The sequence below is a fragment of the Mycobacterium sp. NGS66 genome, assembly GCF_059812225.1.
The window spans coordinates 16,669-38,057 of the sequence record NZ_JCALCG010000001.1; the positions used below are offsets into that span (position 1 = coordinate 16,669).

The 21,389-nt window shown below is 65.4% G+C and carries 18 protein-coding genes and 1 pseudogene; 5 read left to right on the top strand and 14 right to left on the bottom strand.

Going from position 1 to position 21,389, the window contains the following annotated elements; all coding sequences use genetic code 11:
• Positions 1 to 66: 66 nt before the first annotated feature.
• From rpsG to AC5Y2L_RS00100, 3 genes are all read right to left on the bottom strand, one after another.
• Complete coding sequence (gene rpsG / locus AC5Y2L_RS00090) at positions 67 to 537, bottom strand: 30S ribosomal protein S7 (RefSeq protein WP_067240665.1); 471 nt, start codon at positions 535 to 537, stop codon at positions 67 to 69.
• On the bottom strand, positions 537 to 911 hold the full coding sequence (gene rpsL, locus AC5Y2L_RS00095) for a 30S ribosomal protein S12 (protein ID WP_003879423.1): 375 nt from the start codon (positions 909 to 911) through the stop codon (positions 537 to 539). Before rpsL ends, rpsG begins: the two co-directional genes overlap by 1 nt.
• 198 nt (positions 912 to 1,109) lie before the next feature.
• On the bottom strand, positions 1,110 to 1,757 hold the full coding sequence (locus AC5Y2L_RS00100) for a TetR/AcrR family transcriptional regulator (protein WP_499933858.1): 648 nt from the start codon (positions 1,755 to 1,757) through the stop codon (positions 1,110 to 1,112).
• A gap of 281 nt (positions 1,758 to 2,038) precedes the next feature.
• Between AC5Y2L_RS00100 and AC5Y2L_RS00105 the strand changes: the two genes are divergently transcribed.
• From AC5Y2L_RS00105 to AC5Y2L_RS00115, 3 genes are all read left to right on the top strand, one after another.
• Positions 2,039 to 2,404 (top strand): hypothetical protein, encoded by a 366-nt coding sequence (locus AC5Y2L_RS00105; protein ID WP_499933859.1) that lies wholly within the window; start codon positions 2,039 to 2,041, stop codon positions 2,402 to 2,404.
• A gap of 8 nt (positions 2,405 to 2,412) precedes the next feature.
• Positions 2,413 to 2,784, top strand: a complete 372-nt coding sequence (locus AC5Y2L_RS00110) for a hypothetical protein (RefSeq protein WP_499933860.1) — start codon at positions 2,413 to 2,415, stop codon at positions 2,782 to 2,784.
• A gap of 776 nt (positions 2,785 to 3,560) precedes the next feature.
• Positions 3,561 to 3,695: a hypothetical protein gene (locus AC5Y2L_RS00115; protein ID WP_499933862.1), complete on the top strand. Its 135-nt coding sequence runs from the start codon at positions 3,561 to 3,563 to the stop codon at positions 3,693 to 3,695.
• Between the two features lie 401 nt (positions 3,696 to 4,096).
• Here the strand turns inward: AC5Y2L_RS00115 and AC5Y2L_RS00120 are convergent, their stop codons facing one another.
• Positions 4,097 to 4,384 (bottom strand): hypothetical protein, encoded by a 288-nt coding sequence (locus AC5Y2L_RS00120; protein ID WP_499933863.1) that lies wholly within the window; start codon positions 4,382 to 4,384, stop codon positions 4,097 to 4,099.
• Positions 4,385 to 4,641: 257 nt separating this feature from the next.
• Here AC5Y2L_RS00120 and AC5Y2L_RS00125 point away from each other — a divergent pair, with 257 nt between their 5' ends.
• Together AC5Y2L_RS00125 and AC5Y2L_RS00130 are read left to right on the top strand one after the other, a co-directional pair.
• Complete coding sequence (locus AC5Y2L_RS00125; RefSeq protein WP_499933865.1) at positions 4,642 to 5,019, top strand: DUF3060 domain-containing protein; 378 nt, start codon at positions 4,642 to 4,644, stop codon at positions 5,017 to 5,019.
• Positions 5,020 to 5,084: 65 nt separating this feature from the next.
• Positions 5,085 to 5,597, top strand: a complete 513-nt coding sequence (locus tag AC5Y2L_RS00130; RefSeq protein WP_499933867.1) for a DUF3060 domain-containing protein — start codon at positions 5,085 to 5,087, stop codon at positions 5,595 to 5,597.
• On the opposite strand, the gene AC5Y2L_RS00135 is transcribed toward AC5Y2L_RS00130, so the two are convergent.
• The 10 genes and pseudogenes from AC5Y2L_RS00135 to AC5Y2L_RS00180 all read right to left on the bottom strand — a co-directional run bounded on the left by AC5Y2L_RS00135 (position 5,594) and on the right by AC5Y2L_RS00180 (position 21,306).
• The gene (locus tag AC5Y2L_RS00135; RefSeq protein ID WP_499933868.1) at positions 5,594 to 6,361 is read right to left on the bottom strand and encodes a crotonase/enoyl-CoA hydratase family protein; all 768 of its coding nucleotides are present in this window, start codon (positions 6,359 to 6,361) and stop codon (positions 5,594 to 5,596) included. The two genes, AC5Y2L_RS00130 and AC5Y2L_RS00135, sit on opposite strands and share 4 nt — an antisense overlap.
• The gene (locus tag AC5Y2L_RS00140; RefSeq protein WP_499933869.1) at positions 6,358 to 7,083 is read right to left on the bottom strand and encodes a PaaX family transcriptional regulator C-terminal domain-containing protein; all 726 of its coding nucleotides are present in this window, start codon (positions 7,081 to 7,083) and stop codon (positions 6,358 to 6,360) included. The genes AC5Y2L_RS00135 and AC5Y2L_RS00140 overlap by 4 nt, the downstream gene beginning before the upstream one ends.
• A gap of 4 nt (positions 7,084 to 7,087) precedes the next feature.
• Entirely contained in the window at positions 7,088 to 8,026 is a 939-nt protein-coding gene (locus tag AC5Y2L_RS00145) for a crotonase/enoyl-CoA hydratase family protein (RefSeq protein WP_499933871.1), read from the bottom strand.
• Between the two features lie 8 nt (positions 8,027 to 8,034).
• Positions 8,035 to 9,663: an acyl-CoA dehydrogenase family protein gene (locus tag AC5Y2L_RS00150; RefSeq protein WP_499933872.1), complete on the bottom strand. Its 1,629-nt coding sequence runs from the start codon at positions 9,661 to 9,663 to the stop codon at positions 8,035 to 8,037.
• Between the two features lie 72 nt (positions 9,664 to 9,735).
• Positions 9,736 to 10,491: a deoxyribonuclease IV gene (locus AC5Y2L_RS00155; RefSeq protein WP_499933874.1), complete on the bottom strand. Its 756-nt coding sequence runs from the start codon at positions 10,489 to 10,491 to the stop codon at positions 9,736 to 9,738.
• 10 nt (positions 10,492 to 10,501) lie between these two features.
• Positions 10,502 to 11,437 (bottom strand): type IV toxin-antitoxin system AbiEi family antitoxin, encoded by a 936-nt coding sequence (locus tag AC5Y2L_RS00160; RefSeq protein WP_499933875.1) that lies wholly within the window; start codon positions 11,435 to 11,437, stop codon positions 10,502 to 10,504.
• 98 nt (positions 11,438 to 11,535) lie between these two features.
• Positions 11,536 to 12,170: pseudogene (locus AC5Y2L_RS00165) on the bottom strand (maleylpyruvate isomerase family mycothiol-dependent enzyme).
• Between the two features lie 92 nt (positions 12,171 to 12,262).
• On the bottom strand, positions 12,263 to 16,213 hold the full coding sequence (locus AC5Y2L_RS00170) for a DNA-directed RNA polymerase subunit beta' (protein WP_499943378.1): 3,951 nt from the start codon (positions 16,211 to 16,213) through the stop codon (positions 12,263 to 12,265).
• A 58-nt stretch (positions 16,214 to 16,271) separates the two neighbouring features.
• A complete protein-coding gene (gene rpoB / locus AC5Y2L_RS00175; RefSeq protein ID WP_499938373.1) occupies positions 16,272 to 19,781 on the bottom strand; it encodes a DNA-directed RNA polymerase subunit beta in 3,510 nt (1,169 codons plus the stop codon).
• 514 nt (positions 19,782 to 20,295) lie between these two features.
• Entirely contained in the window at positions 20,296 to 21,306 is a 1,011-nt protein-coding gene (locus tag AC5Y2L_RS00180; protein WP_499938375.1) for an ABC transporter ATP-binding protein, read from the bottom strand.
• Between the last annotated feature and the right edge of the window lie 83 nt (positions 21,307 to 21,389).

A 21,389-nucleotide genomic window follows, 5' to 3' on the forward strand; every position in this document is an offset into this window, starting at 1 on the left:
TCTTCCCACTCTCATCGTTGCTTGGTAGTTCGCTGTCGGTTGCGCCCCCGGATCACCGGTGGCTAATCACCAGCGATAGTGCGCGAAGGCGCGGTTTGCCTCGGCCATCTTGTGGGTGTCCTCGCGTCGCTTGACGGAGGCCCCCAGGCCGTTGCTGGCGTCCAGGATTTCGTTAGCCAGCCGCTCGATCATGGTCTTCTCTCGCCGTTGCCGCGAGAAGCCGACGAGCCAGCGCAGCGCCAGCGTGGTGGACCGATCCGGACGCACCTCGACCGGCACCTGGTAGGTCGCACCGCCGACGCGACGGCTGCGCACCTCGAGAGCCGGCTTGACGTTGTCGAGAGCTCGCTTGAGGGTGATGACGGGGTCGGTGCCGGTCTTTTCGCGGGCATGCTCGAGCGCTCCATAAACAATGCGCTCAGCCAGCGATTTCTTCCCCTTCAGCAGAACTTTGTTCACCAATTGAGTGACTAATTGCGACCCGTACACCGGGTCGTTGACCAGCGGACGCTTCGGCGCGGGCCCCTTGCGCGGCATCAGCTCTTCTCCTTCTTGGCGCCGTAACGGCTACGAGCCTGCTTGCGGTTCTTGACGCCCTGGGTGTCGAGGGAACCGCGGATGATCTTGTACCGCACACCGGGCAGGTCCTTCACCCGGCCACCACGCACCAGCACCATCGAGTGCTCCTGCAGGTTGTGGCCTTCGCCGGGGATGTAGGCCGTGACCTCGACCTGGCTCGTCAGCTTCACCCGCGCAACCTTCCGAAGCGCCGAGTTCGGCTTCTTCGGGGTGGTGGTGTACACGCGGGTGCATACACCACGGCGCTGCGGGCTGCCCTTCAGAGCCGCGGTCTTGACCTTGCCGATCTTGTCCCGACGACCCTTGCGGACCAGCTGCTGAATGGTTGGCATCTACCGGCTTTCTGTGTTTCGCTCTACGTTCTGTTCTCGGGTGTCTCGCATGCGCTTGCCCCGGAAAATTTTCGATGCATCCTGGACATGCGAATTGGCCCGGCATTCACGCCTTACGTCAGGCGCCGCAAGCCGCCAGGCACGAGCTACCACAATACCCGTCGGCGGTCTGGCAGGTCAAAGCGGTGCCGGGCCGGTTCATGAAGGCCGCGAGCCGCCGGCCGCGGTGCGCCGCTCCATGCCGGCGGCCAGGCGCAGCACCATGTCGGAGAACACCGCATCGGTGTCGATGCCGTCCATCACCCCGGTCATCTCCAGCAAAACGAACCCGTGCAGGGCCGACCAGAATTCGAGCGCGGCGTGGAAGGCCTCCTCGCCGTCGAGTCCGTAGGAGGACAGCACCGCGATCACCGGTGCGGCCGCACTCCTGGTCGCGGCGGTGTACTCCGGGTCATCGCCGCCCAGCGGCATCCGGGTGAACGCCGAGTACCGACCTGGGTGGTGGTGGGCATAGCTGCGGTAGGCGCCGGCCATCACCAGCACCGCGTCGTCGCGCTCGCGGCCCTCGCCGACCCTGTTCAGCATCCTGATAATGTCGTCGATCACTCGAACGCGCACCGCCCGGCGCAGGTCTTCCAGGCTGTCGACGTGGTTGTACAGCGAAGGTCCCTTGGTCCCGAGCTGCGTCGCCAACGCATTGATGGTCAACGAATCCCAGCCTTCACGGTCCAGGAAGGTCAGCGCGCCGTCGACGATGCCGTCGCGGCTCAGCTTTGCCGGCCGCGCGGCCGCCTTGCCCGCACGCTGGCGCCCGGCCGCCGACGGCGGTTCCGGCTGAGCTGCCATACGATCGCCCTTCGATTCCTGGCACGTTCAAATCAACTAATGACTCTAGTTGACGCGGCGCCAGTACTCGCCTGCCCGACGCCGTCACCGTCGTACTGGCTGCCGAGGGTCCGCAAAATGCCGCGCAAAGGGCCGTTTCGCTGTACATATGCGGACGCTCGACGGTGATCAAAATGCCGCCGCCCCACCCTTTGGCCGGGCGCTAGCAGTGCGGGTGCCCACCACGGGCCACATTTGCCGCTCGACACGTCCGGCAGCCGCCAGGCGATAAGCTCTCGGCCATGGACCAGCGTCAGAGCGATTTGATCGCACGCGACCGGCTGCGTGCGAAGCTGCTGACCAGCGGACTCTATGACCTGGTACCGCTGGCGGAAGTGGAATCGCTAGTTACCGGTGAGCATCTGGCCGAAACCACGGCCGAGCAGCATGAGTTGGCCCTATCGACTGTGCGGTCGCTTGTTGCAGACGGGCTTATGAAGTTTGAAGGGTGGGACGACGTCCCGCTCGAGAAGGCAATGGCACGGGTGCACGACCTGTTCATAGGTCACTACGCCGATCCTGGAGCGTGGGCTTTCTCTGTCTGGCTCAAACTCACCGAGCCCGGTAAGCGCATCGCGACGGAACTGGAAGCCACGGCATCCCGATGAGGACGGCTATGACTGCACAAGACCGGCTGCGCGCGGAGCTGCTCACCAATGGGCTCCACGACTGGGTACCTCTCGCGGAGGTCGATTCGATAATCATCGATAACCACCTCGCTCAAACCCTTTCAACCCGACAGAATTTGGCTTTAGAGACCATCCGATCGCTCGTGGAAGACGGGCTGATGGAAATCGGGGACCTGCCTAGCCAAGGCAGCAGGATTATCCCCTGGGACGTTCCGCTGGATGCGGCGCTGGCGCGTATATCCGACCGTTTCATCGGCCACTATGACGACACAGCGATGTGGGGGTTTTCGATCTGGCTTGGTCTTACCGATGTTGGCGAGCGTGTCGCTAGAGAGCTGGAACAGAAGACCGCAGACTAATCCGCGGTGCGAACAACCGCCTCATACATCACACCTGGATGTATCTATTCTGGTTCCCAGAATGGGCCATGGTGTCCGGGCAGACCGCCACCGCCACCGCCAAATCCTCCTCCACCGAAGCCGCCTCTGGGAGGCGCAGGTGGTGGAGCTGAAGGCCTAACGGGTGCTGGTGGAGGCGATTTCACGGGTGCTGGTGCAGGCGGCGGCGGAGCTTCTACCGGTGGACGTGCCGGTGGTTCAGCGTGGGGCGGTTCGGCGTGTGGACCTTCCGCTGGGCCTGTTGGGCGAACTGGCGGGGGCTCGGCAGGTGCCGGTCCGCTTGGGATCTCCGGTACTCCTCCTCGTTGAGGGTTGATATGGACCTTCCAGTTGCCATTCTCTCCGGGAATTTTGATATCTATCGCAGGGCCTTCGGTGGACTTGGCAATGTTCCGCTGCCCGGCGCCACCGCCGTTCGGCAAATCCTTCCACACCCCTTTTGAAGGGTCTGGCCCGTAGGCGCCCGGGCGTTCCACGCCGCCCTGCTCAAGCCATTTCCAAAGCCGTTCGAGTTCCTGTTGGGAGCGGACCTCTCTGATCCGAGGATCGCTGCCTTGCGGGAGTTTGCTGAGCACCCGGCGAATATCTTCGGCACTTGGCCCGTTTGGAGGGCCCGGAGGGTCAGGCGCTTGTTTCCAAGTGTGGTCGACGGCCTGGACGCGACCGCCATTGGTGTGGCGCTGGGGTGGCGAATGCGGTGGGGTCGCGAAGGTGGGTGTCTCGCGAAAGGTGACTGTGTGCAAGGGGTCAGTGATGGTGGTGATCCTGGCCGCGATGGCCCTGTCGTCGGCGGCGAGCTGGGCAGCCCGGAGCTGAATGTCGGCAGCGTATTGCTGGGCCTGAACTTGACGCGCTACCTGCTGAACCGGTGAGCCGCCGGCGAGCTGGCTGACGACCGAAAGATCCTCCCGCACGATGAATCCGGCGGTTTCTGCTTCATGGACAGCGTTAAGCACGCTGCGCTGCGAGTAATGCAGCCTGCTAGCCCCGCGCCGGGCCACCTCTGCCGCCCGATGCAAGATGTCGGCCCAACCGCGCACCTTGACCAGATCAGCGAAGGTGCGTTCTTGGGCGGCCTCGGCGGCATCGCCTACCCACACCGAGCCCCCAGGTGACAGTGTTTCCCGGTGCACCGAGGTGAACGCGTCCTCCCAATGCTGGGCGGCCGCGGTCCAATCTTGGGCTGCGCCCTCGAGGTGCTCAATGTCCCAGGCGGCAATCTGCGACAGGCTCGGCACCTCCGCGACGCCGGGCGCGACTACCACATCTCGACCTAGACCCGACTGCCCACAGCAGCCAGATGCTGTGTGGCGGTGTCGTCTTGGCTGTCGAAGACGGTGCCCGCCACAATTAGTTTCGCCCCGGTCACCTCGACCCGCCCAGCCAGGACAGCTGCCGCGGTGCCCAGCCCGGCATAGGCGCTACTAACCGCTGCCGAGGTCGCTTGAACAAGTGGTCCACCACGCGGCGCCGGGATCGTCGCCACCAGCCGAGTCGCCGTTTCCTGGCAGTGTGTGGCCAGCGTGCCGAGCCCGCCAGCGGTGACCTCAAGCCGATGCATGCGACACAGTGTAAAAACACCGATGTAGACGCCGCACGTCGGCGCTTCAGTCAGCGAGCAACACAGACCAGTGTTGAGTCACCCTGCCGAGGGTCCGCAAAATGCCGCCCAAAGGGCCGTTTCGCTGTACATATGCGGACGCTCGCCGCTAGTCATTTGATAGGTGACCCAGTAAATGGACTGAAGTGTGTTGTCGAGCAGACAAATGCAACTAGGCTCAGTCGAGCGGAACGCGCGCAGGCAAAGGAGGCCGGCCGATGAAGTGGACAACCCTCGTCGGGCCGGTGGGCGCCTGTGCCCTCGCGATTGCCGCGGCGGCGGCTGCTCCGCCACCTGCGGCTCACGCCAAGAACGGCGATACACATGTGGTCGGCGAAGGCCTCGAGCAGGTCGTGGACTGCGGTGACGCGACGCTGATCGTCAATGGCTCGTTCAACAACGTCACGGCGAAGGGAAACTGCTGGGCGGTGACCGTCATGGGCTCGTCCAACACCGTCATCGCGGACAGCGTCACGCACGACATCACCGTCTACGGCTACGACGAAACCGTGTTCTTCCACGGCGGCGACCCGATCCTCTGGGACCGCGGCCGCGAACTAGGGATGGTCAACCGGCTGCAACGGGTGGGCCCCTGACGGAACGCAATCCAGTCGTCAATACCTCGTAAGAACCCAACCCCCTACCGAGGAATCGAGGCACTATGCGCGTCCATGGAACTGCTGACACACTCAGGTTCGCCGGGCTGATCGCCGCATCGGCGGCCGTCGTGGCTGCCGTCGGTCTGGCCGGCTGCGGTAAGACGGCCAATCCCCCCGCAGCCACCTCCGGGACAAGCGGCGCGAGCACGACCTCCGCGTCCGGGACGACGACGGCAAGCAGCGGAACCTCGGAGTCGACGACCTCGTCCGGCAGCGCAACGACGACCGTGACCTTCGAGACGGGCAACACGATCAACTACGGATCGATGGGGACCACCGCCAGCATCGACTGCAAAGACGGCAAGAACCTGAACGTCGCCGGCAGCAACAACACTCTGACCGTCACCGGCCATTGTGCGGAGGTGACGATCGGCGGCACGGGCAACAACATCACCCTCGACAAGATCGACAACAAGCTACGGGTGATCGGGACGAACAACACGATCACCTACAAAGACGGCAAGCCTAAGGTGGACAAGCTCGGCTCGAGCAACACCATCAACGGACCCAGCTAGCTCGCCGGGGCGCCGTGACGGCCGGCGCCCGCGGCGAACCGTCCGGCCCCGGCCATTGCCTCGGCGCCGACGCGAGCGATGCTGGCGAATTCGGCGTCGAGCGCTTGGCGTTCCGGCAATCCCCACTGTTGCAGTGCCGAGAGCCGATCCGAGCGCATGCACTGCTGCGGCAGCGCGGCCAGTTGGGCCGCCAGCTCCTCGGCCGCCTGCCGCGCCTGTCCCTTGGGCACCACCCGGTTGGCCAACCCCATCGCCAGCGCCTCGTCGGCCTGCACCCCGCGACCGGTGAGGATCATGTCCATCGCGCGGCTCTGGCCGATCAGCCGCGGTAACCGCACCGTGCCGCCGTCGATCAGCGGCACGCCCCAGCGTCGGCAGAACACCCCGAACACGGCGTCTTCCTCGGCGACCCGCAGATCGCACCACACCGCCAGTTCCAGACCCCCCGCGACGGCGTAGCCGCTGACAGCGGCGATCACCGGCTTGGACAGCACCATCCGCGACGGCCCCATCGGGCCGGGCCCCTCCCGATGCACCGCGTTGGCTTCCGGTGTCCCGAATGCCTTCAAATCGGCTCCGGCGCAAAAGGTTCCACCCTCACCCCACAACACCGCGACCGATGCGCTGTCGTCACGGTCGAATTCGTCGAACGCTGCGTACAACGCCGCGGCCGTCGGGCCGTTGACGGCGTTGCGTGCTTCCGGCCGGTTGATGATCACCGTGGTCACCGGGCCGTTGCGCTCTACTCGCACGGGATCGGTCATGTCACCTCCACGAGTTGTTTTTCTACATCGCGCCGCGCCGCCAGTTCGGTGGCGAAGTCATGATAGGCAGCGCGCAGTCGGTCGCCGGGCCATTGCGGGGGCAGCAATTCCTCGGGCAGCATCGGGTCGGTGAGCAGGTGGCGCACCATTGCCGCGGCCACCACGAACCGTCCGGGAACGTCTGCGGCCTGGTCCATCTCGGACAGCAGCCGGTCGCCGGTCTTCGCCCACCCGGACAGGTCCCACAGTTTCCCGGCCAGCTGACCGGGACTGTCGTCGCGCGCTTTCAGCACCCGTACCCTGCACCGCACGTCGGCGTCCAACTCGCATTCGAGGTTGTCGGGTCGCAGCCACACGCCTTCGCGAAGTTCACCGAAGCGCTTGTGGTACATGGTGTTTCGGAGTACAGCACGGGCGCGGGCATCGGTGCCCACGCTGGTGACGATCACCATGACCCAGTCGCCGTGCCACGGCCGCACCTGCGGGCGCATGGCTTCGTCCTGGCGGCGCTGGCGGGCCAGCAGCCGATCCGAGAGTTGGTAGCCGTCGGCGGACCGGATCAGGTCGCCGGCGCTCACCATGCGCGTCAGCGCGACCCGCAATGTCGTTTCCTTGATACCGAAATCGGCTGTGAGCCTGATCAATTCGCCGGCGCTGGCACGCGCGGGATGGGCGCCGAGCAGCACGCTGAGCACTACCGAGCGGGCTGTCATGGCGGGCATCGGCTTAGACCTGGGATGCTCTGCGACCGTAGTCGCCGAACGGCTCGTCCCGGTGTTTCACCGCTTCCCGGAAGCCGTGTTCGACCGCGTCGGCGACGAAGGCGTGGCCCTCGGGCGTGTGCCGGGCGACGCCGTCGAACACCGTGCTGACCATTCTGCTGGTGGCGATACCTTGTTGCAGCAGTGCGGTATTGAGCGCGAGTTTGACCATGATCAGCTGGTTGACGGGCACCGCCGCGATGCGCTGCACCAGCCGCTCGGTGCGCTCGTCGAGGTCTTCGGGGGCGGGCGCCTCGACGGCCAGGCCCCACTCGGCGGCCTGGGCGCCGGTGATGCAATCACCGGTGAGCAGCAGGCGCTTGGCCCGCTGGTCGCCCAGCCGGTGTGCCCACAGACCGGCCGCGGGAACCCCCCAGACTCGCGTCGGGGGGTAGCCGATCTTGGCATCGGCGGCGGCGATCACCTGGTCGGCGTGCAGCGCGATGTCGGTACCGCCGGCCACGCAGTAGCCGTGAATCTTGACCACCGTCGGCTTGTCGGCATGCATCAGGCTGGAGAACCCACGCACGAAGCGGCTCATCATCTGGTAGTCGATCATCGGGTCCCAGGGCTGATCCGGCAGGTGGTTGACGGCCTGCGTCTTTCCGTCGAGCACTGTGCCCTGGTACGCCCCGGTGCCGCCGGCCGATCCGGTGCCGTCGGCGTATGCGCTCAGGTCGAAGCCGGCGCAGAACCCCTCGCCCCGTCCGGACACCAGGATGACGTGCACGTTGGGGTCCAGGTCGGCGCGCTCCACCAACGCCGACAGCTCCAGCGGAGTATCGGCAATGATCGCGTTGCCCTTCTCCGGCCGGTTGAAGGTGATCCGCGCAACCCGATCGGTGACCTCGTAGGTCATCGTTTTCAGATTGTCGAAGTCGACCGGCCTGATCGCGTGCGTCATTGTGCGGCTTAGCCTTTGACCATCGCGCGCTCGAGGATCGGCGCGAGATCCAGGCCGGCCGGCATGGTGCCGAACGCTCCGCCCCACTGGCCACCGAGCCGGGTGGCCAGGAACGCCTCGGCGACGGCGGGATGCCCGTGGCGCACCAGCAGGGACCCCTGCAACGCCAGGCAGATGTCTTCGGCGACCTTGCGGGCGCGGTATTGGATGGTCTCCACATCGTCCAATTGCGGGCGCAGCTTTTCGACGTGGCTGTCCAGCCGGGCGTCCTGGCCCGCGCTGGTGGCCAGTTCGTCGAACAGCACCTCGATGCATTCGGGTCGAGTTGCCATGGCGCGCAAGGTATCCAGCGCGCTGACGTTTCCCGAGCCCTCCCAGATGCCCATCAGCGGCGCCTCACGGTACAGCCGCGGCATGCCGGAGTCCTCGACGTAGCCGTTGCCACCCAGGCATTCCAGCGCTTCGGCGGCGTGCGGCGTGGAGCGCTTACATACCCAGTACTTGCTGGCCGCCAAGCCAATACGACGCAGCAGTGCTTCTCGTTGGTCGCCGCGCACCGCCTTGTCGGTGGCGCCAGCCATCCGCATCGCCACGATGGTGGCGGCCTCGGCCTCGACGGCCAAGTCGGCCAGCACATTTCGCATCAGCGGCTGGTCAATCAGATACGCGCCGAACGCCTTTCGGTGCTGGGCGTGGTGAATCGCGCGGGTCAGGCCGGTGCGCATGCTGGTGGCGCTGCCCAGGGTGCAGTCCAGCCGGGTGAGGTTGACCATCTCGATGATGGTCGGGACGCCGCGGCCCTCCTCGCCCACCAACCATGCGGTGGCGCCGTCGTATTCGACTTCGCTGGACGCGTTGGCGTGGTTGCCGAGCTTGTCCTTGAGCCGCTGCAGGAACATCCGGTTGCGGGTGCCGTCGGGCAGGATCCGCGGCAACATGAAGCACGACAACCCTTTTGGAGTTTGCGCGAGCACCAGGAAGATGTCGCACATCGGCGCCGAGGTAAACCACTTGTGTCCGGTGAGGCGGTAGGTGCCGTCGCTGTTCTGCGTCGCCTGGGTGGTGCCGGCCCGCACGTCCGAGCCGCCCTGTTTCTCGGTCATCGACATGCCGGCGGTGATCCCAGGTTTGGTGGTGGGCGGCCTCAGCTCGGGGTCGTATTCGCGGCTGGTCAACAACGGCTCGTAGACGGCTGCCAGCTCCAGGTTGTAGCGCAGCGCAGGCACCACGGCATACGTCATGGAGATCGGACAGATGTGCCCCGGTTCTACCGTCCAGACCGAGGTCTTGGCGGCCCGCACCACATGCGAACCCGGCCGCTCGTCGGCCCACGGCGCGGCATGCAGACCGTGGCTGATCGCGACGCGCATCAGCTCGTGGTACGCGGGGTCGTACTCCACCTCGTCGACCCGGTGGCCGTATTGGTCGTGGGTGTGCAGGATGGGCCGATTGCGGTCCGCGAGTTCGCCCCACCGCTGGGCTTGCCGAGTGCCGTTGATCGCCCCGAGCTCGTTGACCTCGTCGAGGCCCCACTGGCCGCCCTCCCGGATCAGGGCTTCGATGAGGACCGGCGAAGAAGCGGAGTTGTGGTTCTCCAGGGGCGGAACCTGGTTGGTGACGACATGGGTGTCTGGCATGGTGTCGATATTACATTTTCTGGACAACCGCACAAGAGGTGTAACGCTCGCCGGGCACAATCGGCCCGCGGGTCAGCCCACAACGTGCTCGCGCAGGAATGCGATGTCGTCCTTGCGGCCCTCGTCGGCGGTTTCGCAGATCACCGGCGCATCGGCCGCCTGCACGACGGCAACCAGCAGGTCAGGGTCGATCTGACCGGTGCCGAAGTTGGCATGCCGGTCCGCGCCCGAGCCGGCCGCGTCGCGCGAGTCGTTGCAATGGACGAGGTCGATGCGGCCGGTCAGCGCCTTGATCCGGTCGACAGCGTCGATGAGCTTCTCCCCCGCGGCCCAGGCGTGGCAGGTGTCCAGGCAGAAGCCGATGCCGCTGTCGCCGATCTGTTCCCACAGCCGCCCGATTGTGTCGAAATGGCGGGCCATCGCATGGTCTCCGCCGGCGGTGTTTTCCAGATAAATCTGCACATCGGTCTCGAGGTATTTGAGCGCCTTGACCCACCGCTCGAAGCCGGCTTCCATGTCGTTGTCGTCGGCGTGGCCGCCGTGCACAATCACCGCCGTCGCGTTGATTTCCGCGGCCGCATCGCAGGTGTCCTGCAGGATCTTGCGCGACGGGATCCGGATCCGGTTGTTGGCCGACGCGACGTTGATCAGATACGGCGCGTGGACGTACAGCGGAATGCTGGACGCTTTCAGCTTGTCGGCGTCGTCACGCGGCTTTGGCTTCTTCCAGCTCTGCGGGTTGCCGAGGAAAAACTGCACCGCATCGGCGCCGTCTGCCTGCGCTGCGGCCAGCGGATCGTCTTGGTGCACATGCGAACCGATAAGCACGTCGGCCAGTCTACCCATGGCGAGCAGACGCAAAATCCCCCAATTGAGGCCGATCTTGGGGGACTTTGCGTCTGCTCGCCAGCTGGGCGTTGATGCGGTCCACCAGGCCGACGGGATCATGTCGAATGTCGTCGACGGTCATCGGGATGATCGCCCAACCGCAATCCTGCAGCCGGGCGATTTTTTGACGGTCGTGCAGCAGGGCATCTGGGCCGACGTGCCACTCGACGCTGTCGTATTCGGCGACGAGCATCGCGTCCGGCCACGCGAAGTCGACGCGCCAGAGTTTGCCGTAGTGGTCCACGATTTCGTACTGCAGTTCCGGCATCGGCAGCCGGTGGTCGATGAACACCAGCCGCGCTTCGCTCTCCATCGGCGACTCGGCACGACCGTCGGCGTGACTGATCAACTCGCGGACCTTGACGATGCCGCGACGACCCTTCTGCTCACGGATCGCAGCGTGCAATTCGCCTGTCGTGCAGGCGCTTATACGCAATGCCGCATCCAGAGTCGCGAGCGCGCGTGGCCGTCGCAACATTCGCGCGACCTCGACCGCCGTCCAGGACGGTGCCGTCGCCAGCCGGCCCTCGACGCGTCGCAGCGGAGCGCCAATTCGTTGATGCACCATCAGATTCGTTGACGGTCGCATACGCACGCCGGGATCCAGGATGTGCAGGCGTGACGTGTTTTCGGTGTCGAAGCCGTACAACGCCGCGGCAGTGCCCATGCAGGCGACGATCGGTTGCGCGGCAAGGCGATCCAGTGCGGCCAGCTTGACCAGCAAGTCCGGTTGGCTCGACGCGTAGACGCCGTGGCAGACACGAATTAGCCTGCCTGCCGTAACAAGTCCGGCCAGGCGTTTGCGGCTCAGGATGGTCAGCAGCTCGCCAGTGGTCGCCAGTCCGCCATTGGCCAGCAGAGCCCTTTCGATATCCACCGTGGCCATGATGCTGCGTGGCTGGCGACGAAAGTAGGCCTGGCAAGGCGTCTTGTGGACGAATGCGTGGCTCTGAATACACCAGCCGGGCGCAGGACCGGTGGCCGTCATTCAGATGTGCACTGGCGCAGCAACGCCAATCCTGGCCCGTCTAGCGCCTCTAGCACGGCGGTGCGCCCGACCGCAGCCATCAGCAGATCGGCCGCCCGTCCGCGGATTTCCTGTCCGTTACCCCAAGCTCGATCAATATCGTTGGCATGCAAGCGAATTCCGCGCAGCCATCGCAGCGGCACCAGACCGATGGGCAGCGGGCCGGCCAAGAAGTTTAGCGCCGTCAGTGTCAGTTGCGGGTCAGGTTCGAAGGGCAGTCCAAGCGGGATTCTGATGTCGCCGCTGTGGGCCAGGACCTCGGCCAGCAGACCCGGTGCTTGGGGCGGGGGTCGCCAATATCGGCCATCGGCGAGCTCGCGCAATTGTGCCGCAATTTCAGCAGCCGGCGACTGCGCGCTCCGGCGGGCCAACTCGTCGATCGCCCGATCCATGCCGCCCCGGCGTGCGCCGAGCCAGGAAACCCTGGCGGTTCCTGCCTGCAGTAGCTCACCAGGTGAGCGCCGACGGTCTTCACGTCCCAGCCCGCACACAGACTGGGCGTCGCTAACTGCGCCTCGTCAAGATCGTCGATCAGGTCCGCGATGCGACGACGCTCCTGCGCGATATCGGCATGGATTTGATCGCGACCCACCGGCTGAGAATATACGGCCAGGGCTTGCGCGAGCAGACGTAAAATCCCCCGAAAACAACGGTTTTCGGGGGATTTTACGTCTGCTCGCGGTACTAGCGGTAGTCGGAATACCCGTAGTCGTCCAGCGGAACCGCGGCACCAGTGGCCTGACCGAAGTCCGGGCTGTAGTACTGGTCCTCGTACGACGGGATCGTGTACGCGGCGGCCCGGGCCTCCTCGGTCGGCTGCACCTGGATGTTGCGGTAGCGGTTGATACCGGTACCGGCCGGGATCAGCTTTCCGATGATCACGTTCTCCTTCAGACCGTTGAGCTTGTCGCTGCGGCAGTTGATCGCCGCGTCGGTCAGCACTCGCGTGGTCTCCTGGAACGACGCCGCACTCAACCACGAGTCGGTGGCCAGCGACGCCTTGGTGATACCCATCAGCACCGGACGGCCGGCGGCGGGCTCGCCGCCCTCGGCCACCACCCGGCGGTTCTCCGCCTCGAACTCCGCGCGGTCGATCAGCGAACCGGGCAGGAACTCCGTCGAGCCCGAGTCGATGATGGTGACCCGGCGCAGCATCTGGCGCACGATCACCTCGATGTGCTTGTCGTGGATCGACACACCCTGAGCCCGGTAGACCTCCTGGACCTCGCGGACCAAGTGGATCTGCACCTCCCGCGGGCCCTGCACGCGCAGCACCTCGTGCGGGTCGGCCGAACCTTCCATCAGCTGCTGACCCACCTCAACGTGGTCACCGTCGGAGAGCACCCGCTCGGAACCGTCCTCGTGCTTGAACACGCGCAGCCGCTGCCGCTTGGACAGCTTGTCGTAGACGACTTCCTCGCCGCCGTCGTCGGGAACGATGGTGATCTTGTAGAAGCGCTCACCGTCCTCGAGACGGACGCGACCGGTGACGTCGGCGATCGGCGCCTTACCGCGCGGCACCCGGGCCTCGAACAGCTCCTGCACCCGTGGGAGACCGCCGGTGATGTCCTCACCGACACCACCCTGGTGGAACGTACGCATGGTCAGCTGTGTGCCGGGCTCACCAATCGATTGCGCCGCAACAATACCCACGGCCTCGCCAATGTCGACCAGCTTGCCGGTCGCCATGGACCGCCCGTAACAGGTCGCGCAGACGCCGGTGCCGGTGGTGCAGGTCAGCACCGAACGCACCTTGACCGACGTGATGCCCGCGGCCAGCAGGGCGTCGATCTCCGGGTCACCCAGGTCCTCGCCGCGCGGGACGACGACGTTACCGGCCTCGTCGACCGCGTCGGTGCCCAAAGTCCTTGCGTACGCCGAGGTTTCGATGTACGGATCACGGATGAGGGTACCGTCCGGCTGACGCTCGGCCAGCTCGACGACGATGCCGCGCTCGGTCTCGCAGTCGTGCTCGCGCACGATGACGTCCTGCGACACGTCCACCAGACGACGGGTCAGATACCCCGAGTCCGCGGTACGCAATGCGGTGTCCGCCAAGCCCTTTCGGGCGCCGTGGGTGTTGATGAAGTACTCCAGCACCGTCAGGCCCTCACGGAACGAGGACTTGACCGGACGCGGGATGAACTCACCCTTCGGGTTGGTCACCAGCCCCTTCATGCCGGCCAGCGTCCGGGTCTGGGTGAAGTTACCCGTGGCCCCGGAGTCGACGATGGTGATGATCGGATTGTCCACCGGGTAGTGGTCGCGCAGCGCCTGACCGACCTCGTCGGTGGCTTCCTTCCAGATCTCCACCAGCGCCTCGTTGCGCTCGTCGTGGTTCAAAGCCCCACGCTGGAACTGCTTTTCGACCTTGTCGGCCCGCTCCTCGTAGTGGTCGAGGATCTCCTTCTTGCGCGGCGGGACCAACACGTCGGCCATGGAAACCGTCACGCCGCTTCGGGTCGCCCAGTAGAAACCGGCGTCCTTGAGCTTGTCGACGGTCTGCGCCACCACGATCATCGGGTAGCGCTCGGCCAGGTCGTTGATGATGGCAGCCTGCACCTTCTTGTGCATCTGCTTGTTCACGAACGGATACCCCAGCGGCAGCAGCTCGTTGAACATCACCCGGCCCAGCGTGGTCTCGGCCGTCCACGCGTCGCCCGGCTGCCAGCCGTTCTGGCCGAACAGCTCGGCCTCCAGCTCGGCCGGCGGACGCAGCTGGGTCAGCCGCACCTTGATCTTGGCGCGCACCGACAGCACTCCGCGGTCGGCCGCCATGATCGCCTCGGCCGGCGAGGAGTACACCCCCGACTCGGGCGTGTCCTTCCCGGCGGGCCGGTACTCACCCTTGTCACCTTCGACCTCGGTGGTCAGGTAGTACAGGCCGGTGACCATGTCCAGCCGGGGCATGGCCAGCGGGCGGCCCGACGCCGGCGACAGGATGTTGTTACTGGACAGCATCAGGATGCGCGCCTCGGCCTGCGCCTCGGCGCTCAAAGGCAAGTGCACCGCCATCTGGTCACCGTCGAAGTCGGCGTTGAATGCCTCACAGACCAGCGGGTGCAGCTGAATCGCCTTGCCCTCCACCAGCATTGGCTCGAAGGCCTGGATGCCCAACCGGTGCAGGGTGGGTGCCCGGTTCAGCAGCACCGGATGCTCGGCGATGACCTCTTCGAGCACGTCCCACACCTGCGGGCGCTGGCGCTCCACCATTCGCTTGGCGCTCTTGATGTTCTGCGCATGGTTGAGATCCACCAGCCGCTTCATCACGAACGGCTTGAACAGCTCGAGCGCCATCAGCTTGGGCAGACCGCACTGGTGCAGCTTGAGCTGCGGGCCGACCACGATGACCGAACGGCCCGAGTAGTCGACACGCTTACCGAGCAGGTTCTGACGGAACCGGCCCTGCTTGCCCTTGAGCAGATCGGAGAGCGACTTCAGCGGGCGGTTGCCCGGCCCGGTGACGGGCCGGCCGCGACGGCCGTTGTCGAACAACGCATCCACGGATTCCTGCAGCATCCGCTTCTCGTTGTTGACGATGATCTCGGGCGCGCCGAGGTCGATCAGCCTCTTGAGGCGGTTATTGCGGTTGATCACCCGGCGGTACAGGTCGTTGAGGTCGCTGGTGGCGAACCGGCCACCGTCGAGCTGCACCATCGGACGCAACTCCGGCGGGATCACCGGGACGGCGTCGAGCACCATGCCCATCGGCGAGTTGCCGGACTGCTGGAAGGCGGCAACCACCTTCAGCCGCTTGAGTGCACGAAGCTTCTTCTGCCCCTTACCGTTTCGGATCACCTCACGCAGCGCATCGGCCTCGGCGTCGATGTCGAAGTTCTCGATCAGCTTCTGGATCGACTCCGCGCCCATGGCGCCGGTGAAGTACTCGCCGTAGCGGTCGACCAGCTCGCGGTACAAGTTCTCGTCGACGATCAGCTGCTTGGGAGCCAGCTTGGTGAAGGTGTTCCAGATGTCCTCCAGCCGGTCCAGCTCACGCTGGGCGCGGTCGCGCAGCTGGCGCATCTCGCGCTCGCCGCTGTCGCGAACCTTGCGCTTGGCGTCGGCCTTGGCGCCTTCGGCCTCCAGCTCGGCCAGGTCGGCCTCCAGCTTCTGCGCACGCGCCTCCAGCTCGGCGTCGCGCTGATCCTCAACGGCCTTGCGCTCCACCACCATTTCGGCCTCGAGCGTCGAGAGCTCGTTGTGCCGCATCTCCTCGTCGACCGAGGTGATGACGTAGGCGGCGAAGTAGATGATCTTCTCGAGATCCTTCGGCGCCAGGTCCAGCAGGTAGCCCAGCCGCGAGGGCACACCCTTGAAATACCAGATGTGCGTGACGGGCGCGGCCAGCTCGATGTGGCCCATCCGCTCGCGGCGCACCTTGGCGCGGGTGACCTCGACGCCGCAGCGCTCACAGATGATGCCCTTGAACCGGACGCGCTTGTACTTGCCGCAGTAGCACTCCCAGTCGCGAGTCGGTCCGAAGATCTTCTCGCAGAACAGGCCGTCCTTCTCCGGCTTCAGCGTGCGGTAGTTGATGGTCTCGGGCTTCTTGACCTCGCCATAAGACCATTGCCGGATGTCCTCCGCGGTGGCCAGGCCAATGCGGAGTTCATCGAAGAAGTTGACGTCTAACACGTAACTCCCTTTCCCCTTGCGGGTTAGTAACCGTTAAGCAGCGCGGCTGTGCCGCGATTTAAGCCAGGTCTTCGACTGACGCAGATTCGTTGCGCGACAAGTTGATTCCGAGGTTGGCCGCAGCACGCTCCAGATCCTCGTCCTCACCCTCGCGCAGCTCGATGGCCGCACCGTCGCTCGACAGCACCTCGACGTTGAGGCACAGCGACTGCAGCTCCTTGAGCAACACCTTGAACGACTCGGGGATACCGGGCTCCGGAATGTTCTCGCCCTTGACGATCGCCTCGTAGACCTTGACCCGGCCGACGGTGTCGTCGGACTTGATGGTCAGCAGTTCCTGCAGCGTGTACGCCGCACCGTAGGCCTGCATGGCCCAGCACTCCATCTCACCGAACCGCTGGCCACCGAACTGCGCCTTACCACCCAGCGGCTGCTGGGTGATCATCGAGTACGGGCCGGTGGAGCGGGCGTGGATCTTGTCATCCACCAAGTGGTGCAGCTTCATGATGTACATGTAGCCAACCGTCACCGGGTACGGGAACGGCTCGCCGCTGCGCCCGTCGAACAGCACGGCCTTGCCGTCGCCGTCCACCAGCACATCGCCGTCGCGGTTGGGCAGCGTGGCCGACAGCAGGCCCTGCAGCTCCTCCTCCTTGGCGCCGTCGAACACCGGAGTCGACACGATCTGGTTCGGCTCGGCGCTCAGCAGCTCCTCGGGCAGGCTGGCGGCCCAAGACGGCACGCCTTCGGCAACATCGACGTTCCAGCCGCTGTGCGCGCACCAACCCAGGTGGGTTTCCAGGATCTGGCCGATGTTCATCCGTCGCGGCACACCGTGGGTGTTCAGGATGATGTCCACCGGGGTGCCGTCCGGGAGGAACGGCATGTCCTCGACCGGCAGGATCTTGCCGATGACGCCCTTGTTGCCGTGCCGTCCGGCCAGCTTGTCGCCGTCGGAGATCTTGCGCTTCTGGGCCACATACACCCGGACGAGCTCGTTGACACCGGCCGACAGTTCGTCGTCGTCCTCCCGCGAGAACACCCGGATGCCGATCACCTTGCCGGACTCACCGTGCGGCACCTTCAGTGAGGTGTCGCGGACCTCGCGCGCCTTCTCGCCGAAGATCGCCCGCAGCAGCCGCTCCTCCGGGGTCAGCTCCGTCTCCCCCTTCGGGGTGACCTTGCCGACCAGGATGTCGCCGTCGCGGACCTCGGCGCCGATGCGCACGATGCCGCGCTCGTCCAGGTCGGCCAGCACCTCGTCGGAGACGTTGGGGATGTCCCGGGTGATCTCCTCGGCGCCCAATTTCGTGTCACGGGCATCGATTTCGTGCTCTTCGATGTGGATCGAGGTGAGCACGTCCTCTTCGACCAGGCGGTTGGAGAGGATGATCGCGTCCTCGTAGTTGTGACCCTCCCACGGCATGATCGCCACCAGCAGGTTCTTGCCCAGCGCCATCTCGCCGTTGTCGGTGCAGGGACCGTCGGCGATGACCTGACCGGCCTCGACCCGGTCACCGGCGTCCACGATCGGGCACTGGTTGGCGCACGTGCCGTGGTTGGAGCGGGCGAACTTGCGCATCCGGTAGGTGCGCCGGGTGCCGTTGTCGTGCATGACCGTGATGTAGTCGGCCGACACCTCCTCGATGACGCCGCTCTCCTCGGCGACGACGACGTCGCCGGCGTCGATCGCCGCACGCAACTCCATGCCGGTACCCACCAGCGGCGCCTCGCTGCGCACCAGCGGAACCGCCTGGCGCTGCATGTTGGCGCCCATCAGGGCCCGGTTGGCGTCGTCGTGCTCAAGGAACGGGATCATCGCCGTCGCGACCGACACCATCTGGCGCGGCGAGACGTCCATGTAGTCCACCTCGGAGGACGGCACGTACTCCACCTCGCCGGCCTTGCGTCGCACCAGCACGCGCGGCTCGAGGAACCGGCCCTGGGCGTCGATCGGCGAGTTGGCCTGCGCCACGACGTGGCGGTCCTCCTCGTCGGCGGTCAGGTAGTGGATCTCGTCCGAAACCACACCGTCGACCACCTTCCGATAAGGCGTCTCGATGAAGCCGAACGGGTTGACCCGCGCGTACACCGACAGCGAGCCGATCAGACCGATGTTGGGACCCTCCGGGGTCTCGATCGGGCACATCCGGCCGTAGTGCGACGGGTGCACGTCGCGGACCTCCAGGCCGGCGCGCTCACGGGACAGACCGCCCGGGCCCAGCGCCGAAAGCCGGCGCTTGTGGGTGAGACCCGACAGCGGGTTGTTCTGGTCCATGAACTGCGACAGCTGGCTGGTGCCGAAGAACTCCTTGATCGCGGCGACCACCGGGCGGATGTTGATCAGCGTCTGCGGCGTGATCGCCTCGACGTCCTGCGTGGTCATCCGCTCCCGGACCACCCGCTCCATCCGCGACATGCCGACCCGGATCTGGTTCTGGATCAGCTCGCCGACGGTACGCAGCCGGCGGTTGCCGAAGTGGTCGATGTCGTCGGTCTCGACCGGCACCTCCACACCGCCCGGGACGGTCATGGTGGTCTGCCCCTCGTGCAGGCGGACCAGGTACTCGATGGTGGCGACGACGTCCTCTTCGGTCAGCGTCGAGCTGGTGATCGGCTCACCGGCGTGCAGCCCGAGCTTCTTGTTGACCTTGTAGCGGCCCACCCGGGCCAGGTCGTAGCGCTTCTCCTTGAAGAAGAGGTTCTCCAGCAGGGTCTGCGCCGACTCCTTGGTCGGCGGCTCGCCCGGGCGCAGCTTGCGGTAGATGTCCAGCAGCGCCTCGTCGGTGCCGACGGTGTTGTCCTTCTCCAGCGTCGACATCATGATCTCGGAGAAGCCGAACCGCTCGTGGATCTGCTCGTTGGTCCAGCCCAGCGCCTTGAGCAGCACGGTGACCGGCTGGCGGCGCTTGCGGTCGATGCGCACACCGACGGTGTCGCGCTTGTCGACGTCGAACTCCAGCCAGGCGCCGCGGCTGGGGATCACCTTGACGCTGTGCAGCGTCTTCTCGGTGGACTTGTCGATGGTCTCGTCGAAGTACACGCCGGGCGAGCGCACCAGCTGGCTGACGACGACCCGCTCGGTGCCGTTGATGATGAAGGTGCCCTTCTCGGTCATCATCGGGAAGTCACCCATGAACACCGTCTGGCTCTTGATCTCGCCGGTGTTGTTGTTGATGAACTCGGCCGTCACGAACAGCGGAGCCGCGTAGGTGATGTCCTTGTCCTTGCACTCGTCGACCGGTGCCTTGACTTCGTCGAACCGGGGATCGGAGAACGACAGCGACATCGAACCGGAGAAGTCCTCGATCGGCGACAGCTCGTAGAGCACCTCTTCCAGGCCGCCCATCGCGTTGACCTCACCGCGGGCTGCGGCGGATTCGCGCCAACGCTCTGAGCCGATCAGCCACTCGAACGAGTCGGTCTGAACGTCGAGAAGCCCCGGAACTTCAAGCGGTTCGCGGAGCTTGGCGAAGGAAATCCGGTCGGGCGCTCCGGGCACGGAGCTGTTTGAGGAACTTCCGCTGTGAGAACTCTGGTCTGTCTTGCTCTGGCGGAAATCTGCCAAGATGCATCCTTCCAGCACCTCGTGCGACTCACGAGATCCCCAGAGAGCGGATGCCCACCGGGCCTGTTCGCCGCGACAATTGTGTTAATCAGGCTGGCGAACGAACTGTCCGGATCTCACGCGCGCAACTAACTAGCTGGGCCAGAAGGGGGCTCAAGCTAGGACCACAGTGTCTTTCGCGGCCAAGTGGCGGGTGAGGTGGGCAGGAGGTAGCCAGCGCAACGTCCAACAATAGCGCAGGACCGCGCATTCCTCAACTACCCACGTCAAAAGGCCCCGGGGCATCTAGCGCTGGCTGGCATCTCGAATCCCGTGACACATGCTGCCCAACAGATTGACCCGTTTAGGCTCCGTCGTCAAGGGGGCGGGGGCGGCAAGTTGCGCCAACTTGGCGTGAAGTCGCCGGTGAACGGCTACCCACAGCCGCGGCGCGCGGCTGCAGCAATATGGCCACGCTGAGTCAAAAGCCACGGCCGGGGACGTGGTGATCCCCGGCCGTGGCTTTCGTTGGATGTCAGCCGCCGAACTGGCTCGCGTGGAACTTGTGGGTGCCCTCGAGGTCGTCGAGGATGGCCGCCTGGGCGCTCTTGGGCAGGGTGTGCAGCATCTCGCGCACCCGGGCCTGGCGGCGAGCCACCGCCTTGCGCTCCGGCATGCCGGGCGTCGCTTGGATCTGCGGCGGCACTCCCTCGATGTCCTCCACACCACCGGCGTGCTGGCCGGCGTCGACCATGGCCTGCTCTTCGGCCATGGTGGCCTCGTCCTTCTCCTCCGACATGCCGATCGGCCCGATCCGACGGCCGTTGAGGAACTGCCGCACCACGGGCTCGTCGCTGGTCAGCAACACTTCGCGCGGGCCGAACATGACCAGGTGCTTACGGAACAGCATGCCCATGTTGTCCGGCACCGTTCGGGCGATGTTGATGTTGTGCGTCACGATCAGGATGGTCGCGTCGATCTGGGCGTTGATGTCCATGATCAGCTGGCTCAGGTAGGCGGTACGGACGGGGTCCAAACCGGAGTCCGGCTCGTCGCAGAGGATGATCTGCGGGTCCAGCACCAGCGCCCGAGCCAGGCCGGCACGCTTGCGCATACCACCGGAGATCTCGCCGGGGAACTTCTTCTCGTCCCCACCGAGGCCGACCAACTGCAGCTTCTCCATGACGATGTCACGGATCTCGCTTTCTTTTTTCTTGGTGTGCTCGCGCAACGGGAACGCGGTGTTGTCGTAGAGGTTCATCGAGCCGAACAGCGCGCCGTCCTGGAACAGCACGCCGAACAGGGTGCGGATCTCGTAGAGCTCCTTGGCCGAGCACTCGATGATGTCGGTGCCGTCGATGATGATCGAGCCGCGTTCCGGTCGCAGCAGACCGATGAGTGACTTCAGGAAGACGGACTTGCCGGTACCCGACGGGCCCAGCAACACACTGACCTCCCCCGCGGGGATGGTAAGCGTAACGTCTTCCCAAATCCTCGAGGAACCGAACGACTTCGTCAGGCCGTTGACCTCGATGCTGACGCCCATGGGGAATCCTTCCGTCGACGCGCGTGGCCCCACCTGCCCCTTTGTGTGGCTTGAGTCACTGTAGCGTACCCCCGCAGCAGCAC